At 65.4% G+C, this 5,481-nt stretch carries 4 protein-coding genes; 3 read left to right on the forward strand and 1 reads right to left on the reverse strand.

The genetic code is table 11. The features are described from left to right. The 3 genes from ABFE16_15190 to ABFE16_15200 all read left to right on the forward strand — a co-directional run. A partial coding sequence (locus ABFE16_15190) for an NPCBM/NEW2 domain-containing protein (GenBank protein ID MEN6346644.1) occupies window positions 1-2,357 on the forward strand: 2,357 nt, incomplete at its 5' end. 60 nt (window positions 2,358-2,417) lie between these two features. After that, entirely contained in the window at window positions 2,418-2,645 is a 228-nt protein-coding gene (locus ABFE16_15195; GenBank protein ID MEN6346645.1) for a hypothetical protein, read from the forward strand. Window positions 2,646-2,656: 11 nt separating this feature from the next. Further along, window positions 2,657-2,917, forward strand: coding sequence for a GlsB/YeaQ/YmgE family stress response membrane protein (locus ABFE16_15200; GenBank protein MEN6346646.1), 261 nt, complete (start codon window positions 2,657-2,659; stop codon window positions 2,915-2,917). A 128-nt stretch (window positions 2,918-3,045) separates the two neighbouring features. Here ABFE16_15200 and ABFE16_15205 read toward each other — a convergent pair. Continuing rightward, window positions 3,046-5,481 (reverse strand): family 10 glycosylhydrolase (locus ABFE16_15205; protein ID MEN6346647.1); only part of this gene is annotated, 2,436 nt, incomplete at its 5' end.

A 5,481-nucleotide genomic window follows, 5' to 3' on the forward strand; every position in this document is an offset into this window, starting at 1 on the left:
CCGCGAGCGATAGCGCGCTGACCTTCACTCCCGGCGGGCCGCAGAGTGGCGTCCTGTTCACCGCCCGTATCCGCCGCGACTTCATGAAGAAGGAACGCGGCCTCAAGTACTACGAGCCCATCGACAAGTCGGTCTTCGCGACGCCTCCCTGCGGGTGGTGCTCCTGGTACTACTACTACCGCGGTCTGACGGAGGACGAGGCTATCAAGAACCTCGACTGGATGGCCGAGAACCTGGTTCCCTTCGGTGCCACGTACTTCCAGATCGACGACATCTGGCAAGGCCGAGGCGATGCCGACGAGCAGGAGTGGCGCGACTGGAGCGTCACCAATGAGGCGATGTTCCCGCACGGCATGAAGTGGCTGGCCGACCAGATCCACGCGAAGGGCATGAAGCCGGGCATCTGGCTCGCCTGCTTTGGCCAGTCCTCCTCCGCTGTCGCGAAGGCATCGCCGAACCTGTGGCTTGTTGACGACAAGGGCCGGTACGTCGACGCCGGCTGGGTCGGCAAGTACCTGTGCGACCCCTCGAACCCGCGCAGTCGCGAGTACCTCCATGCCCTGTTCGACAAGCTGGCGAAGGACTGGGGATACGACTACTTCAAAATCGACGGGCAGCCGCCTACGGTCGCTCTCCTCAAGAAGCACCAGGCAAGCCTGCGTGACCCGTCGATCGCCGGGGACGACGCCTACCGACTGGGGCTGAGGGCGATTCACGACGCCATCGGCCCGGATCGTTTCCTCCTGGGATGCTGGGGAACGCCCTGGGAGGGACTTGACATCATGAATGGTAGCCGCACCGGCGGCGACGTGGCAGCGAACTGGCGCGGATTCCAGCCGGCGCTGGACTGCACCCTCCGTTCGCTGTACACGCATAACATCGCCTGGTACAACGACCCGGACGTGCTGTGCGTCCGGCCCCCGCTGACCCTCGATCAGGCTCGGACCTGGGCGAGCCTCTACGGTCTGACGGGCCAACTCCTCATGGCCAGCGACAAGATGTACGAACTGCCGCCCGACCGGGTTGAGATCCTCAAGCGGGTGTTCCCGCCGGCCGACATCAAGCCGATGTGCCTGTACCCGCAGAAGGGCAAGCCTCGTCTCTGGCACCTCGCTGCGAGGATTCCGGGCATGGGCCTCCGGCGCGATGTGGTCGGGCTCTTCAACTGGGAGGAGCGTGCCCAGACGGTGAAGCTGCGCTTCGCCGACCTCGATCCGTCCCTGGGCGTTGCGCCCGTCGGTGTGTATGACTTCTGGAACAAGCGCTACCTGGGACGCTTCGCGGGCGAGGTCAGCTTCGTGCAGCGACCGACCTCCTGCGACGTCCTGTCCGTAGTGCCCCTCGCAAGGCGCCCGCAGCTCCTCTCGACCTCGCGGCATATCACCCAGGGCGCCGTGGACCTGGCCCAGGTGGACTGGGAACCTGCGAACCGGGCCTGGTCTGGGGTTTCCCACTGTGTCGCGGGTGATCCCTACGCCCTCACCTTCCTGCTCGATGGACTGGAGGGCTCCTGGACCGTGTCGCGAGCCAACACCTCCGGCCCGGCGCCGGAGATCACCCGCGAGGCGCCTATCGCAAAGGTGACCTTCCGACCCGAGAAGAGCGGTGACGTGGTCTGGCGCGTCGAGTTCCTTCCAGCACCGCCGCAGACGCCCCACTACCTGGGGCAGGTCACGGGCCTGGTCGCAACCAGCGACAACTGGCGCAGCATCACGGTGACCTGGGAGCCCGTGCCCGAGGCCGTTGCGTACCGGCTGACGCGTGACGGCGAGCCGCTCGGCCTGGTCCTCGGAACCGAGTTTCAGGACAGCAACCTCAAGCCCGCCGGCGAGCATGTCTACAGTGTGCGTGCCTGTGGGCTGCAGGGGCAGCTCGGACCGGTCTCGGCTGAGATCAAGGCACGAACTCTCGACCAGCCCGCCAGGCCGGGGAAGCCGAGTGTCTACCTCACCGACCTCAAGCCGGTGTCCGTGAAGCAGGGCTGGGGACAGATGCGGCTCAACAAGAGCGTCGATGGGAACGCGCTGCGCATCGGCGACGAGACCTTCTCACGTGGAATCGGCACCCACGCAGTGTCGGAAATCGTGTACGACATCGCAGGTCTGAGTGCGAGGCGCTTCGTCGCACTGGTCGGCATTGACCGCGAGATCGGTGAGCCGCAAGGCTCCTGCGCCTTCCAGGTCTTCATCGACGGGAAGCGGCGTTTCGACAGTGGGGTGTTGACCCTGGCGGACGGCGTGCTCGGGGTCGACGTCGATGTGACTGGAGCAAAGCAGGTCAGGCTTGTCGTCACCGACGGCGGCGACGGCATCAACTATGACCATGCGGACTGGGCGGAGGCGGGGTTCGTCAAGTAGCGGGTCGCAGACCTCAACCGAGAGCCCTACCGACTGCGTAGGGGCAAACCGGGGTGAATCATGTTTTGGCAGATTGTATGGTGGATCGTGATAGGTGGGATCGTCGGGTGGGCAGTCAGCCTCGTTCTCGGCCGTGACTTCGAGGGCGGCTGCCTAACTTACGTTGTCGTGGGTGTCATCACCATGGTCGTTCTGGGCCTGCTATTCCGACTCCTGTGGGTCCTGTTGCTCATCGGTATGGTCTTCGTCGTTGCCGCCTGGATTCTCGAGAAACTGCGCATGACTTAGGGTGAGTGAGGATGCAAATCCCGGATATGGCGACGTGGGTGGTGGTTGGTGCCCTGGCCGGCGTCGTCGTGAACCTGCTGACCGGGGGCAAGCTCAAGGGCGGGTGCGTCGGTGTGGTGCTGGTCGGTATGATCGGCGCAGTGCTCGGAGGGGTCGTGTTCGGGTTCCTGGGTGGTGAACCGGTCTCAGGCGTAAATCTGTACAGCGTGGTCGTCGCCGTGGCCGGGTCTCTGCTCCTGCTGTGGGTCGTCGGGAAGGCCACACGGCCCTGAGAGCGGACACTTGGTCATTGCCGCGGTGACGTGGACACTGTCGGTAGAACCAGAACCGGCACCATCCCCTTGTGGGTGATGGTGCCGGTTCCTTTTCGGCTTCCTGATGGGCTTGCGGTCTCCTGCCCCTAGCGAGTCTCGAACACGTAGGGACGGCTCCGGACGATGAAGCGTTGGCTGGTACCGTCGGCGAACTGAAGCTCACCGACAGCCGCCACTCGGATTGCGCCCTCGGTGCGGGGTACGTCCAGCGACAGCTTCTGGCCCACGGCCGGGAGGTCACCAAGTCGGGCGAGAGTCACGCCGGACAGATCCTGCAGCTCCACGGCACCTCGAGCTCCGGTGGCGGGCTGCCGATGGTTGCCCAGCGATGCCAGTGTGCACTCGACCGGGAGCGTCTCGGCGGTGACCTTCACCATCGCCTCGTTGTCATCGAGCGGTGTTGCGAAGCGGACGATCGGACCATCATGGGGCAGGAGGGCCTTCTGCGAGGTGACGCCCTGCGCCAGCTTCGGCAGACAGGCCTCGGCCAGTGGCCGGCCCATGTTGAAGATGATGATCCCGTCACTGCCCTGGGCACGGGAGATCTCGATCTGCCCCAGGGTCTGCTCGTCTGAAATGCGGAAGTGGCCGACGCCGCTGTACAGCGGCACAGCGCAACCCACCAACCCGACCTGACGCGCTACGGAGTTGCGGAAGGCCGTGTCACTGGTTTCATAGTCCATCGGGCAGACGAAATCCAGCCACCCCTGCTTGCACCACATCACCCAGTCCTGTCCGACGCTGTCCTTGCAGCCGGGGTAGCTCGAGAACACGGCCGCCGAGATCCTGAGGTAGGGCTTGATCTGGTGTGCCTGCTCGGAGGTGGCCTTCACCAGACGGGTGATCTGGTCGCAGCGCCATTGCCGGTACTGTGCGCGCAAAGCGCCCGAGTAGCAGTCCCTGGGCCAGTCCGCGACCTTGGCCCCGAGGAACTTCTCGAAGCGTTCGCGGCAGCCATCGCAATAGCACTTGTCGCCATCCGGGTAGCGGATGTAGTCGAAGTGGACGCCGTCCACGTCGTAGTTGCGGACGACCTCAAGCATGGTGTCGAGCTCAAGCTGGAAGTTGCGCGGGTCGGACGGACAGAGCCAGGAGTACTCCTCTCCCTTGTAGTCCTTCTGCAGCCGCCCCTCGGCCCGCATCTGGTCCACGAAGGACTTCGGCGCCGTGGACAGGTTCCAGTTGACCTTCCAGGGGTGAACCTGAATGCCGTACCTCTTGCCCGCCTCGACACACTGGGCGATCTGATCGCCCCGGCTGTCGAAGGTCGTGGAGTGCGGCAGCAGCTTGCTGTCGTAATGGGCGACGCCGCCCCACCACATGTTCGGCACCACGGCGTTGAAGTTGCCCGCGGACAGACGCTGCATGGCGTCGTCCCAGGTGCCGCAGTCGCCCGTTCCGGAGTGGTTCCACACCGCGCGGAACTCGCCGTCCCGTGAGCGGTGGCACAGCACGTAACCCTCAAGCAGCGCGGCTCGCGCGGCGCCTGCAGCAACAAGGGCCTCAGGATAGCGCTTCTCCTGCACTAGCTGTGTCGCCCTAGCCCGGGCGTCGCGGGCGTCGGCCAGCTTCTGTGCCACGGTCTGGGCCTTCGGTATCCCGGTGCCGTTGCGAACCAGGTAGTCCTCCGCAGCCGCAAGGGTCGTGAAGGGACCCACGCCCTTCGCACCTGTCAGCGCGGTCTGCGCCGCTTCCTCCCACGCACCCGGCACGAAGTGCCCGACGACCGCCAGCAGGAACTGGCCCTTGGCCTGACCATCGCCGCCGGTGAGGATGTGGCCCAGGTAAGCGCCGTTCTCATTCACACACACGGCGGGGCCACTGCTGGTGCCGTCGGGCGCCTGCCAGTCACCAAGGACCTTCGTGTTGGCGTCCGCCGGGCGGAAGCTCTGAATGTTCCAGGAATCCTGCACGACCATCGCAGGCAGTCCCGGCAGGGCCTTTTGGTCGAAGACGATGCGCGCGAACTGCCCGTCGGTCGTGTGCCCCTTGTAGGTCACGTCGGCCATGCCCAGGAGTGCTGCGATCCGGGGCGGGATCGAGTAGCAGAACATGATCTTGCCGCCTGCCCGGACGTACTCCTCGACGGCGCTTGCGGTAGCTTCGTCCATCGCCGGGCTGTAGACGAAGATCGCCATCTTGTGACCCGTCAGGGCGCCGGCGGCGACATCCTGGTCGGTGAGGACACTGACGGGCACTCCGACCTCGGAGAGGAAGTCTGAGACCCGCTCGGCGGTCTCGGAGGCAGTCCGGCTCTCGGTCCCCGCACCTGAGGCGGCCACGAGCGCAAGGTCCTCGCTGCGGGCCTGCAGGTTGTCAACTGCGCAATAGGTGTCCTTCTCAGTCCCTCGCCAAGCGCAGATGCGCACGCCGTCCACCTTGGACCAGCCGGCAGGACTGCCCTCCGTGCGGAAGGTGCCCTTCCCAATCACTACACGCCGCCAGCCCTTCTCCGGGCCGAACCCAGCAGCATACCATCCCTCTCCTGAGCGGAAGTAGATGGTGCAGCCGTTCACCGGGGC

The sequence above is a fragment of the Armatimonadia bacterium genome (genome assembly GCA_039679385.1).
In the GTDB taxonomy this organism is placed as follows: domain Bacteria; phylum Armatimonadota; class Zipacnadia; order Zipacnadales; family JABUFB01; genus JAJFTQ01.

Coding starts and splice junctions, on each gene's coding strand:
- ABFE16_15195 (MEN6346645.1), top strand. CDS start 2,418: ATGTTTTGGCAGATTGTATGGTGGATCGTGATAGGTGGGATCGTCGGG.
- ABFE16_15200 (MEN6346646.1), top strand. CDS start 2,657: ATGCAAATCCCGGATATGGCGACGTGGGTGGTGGTTGGTGCCCTGGCC.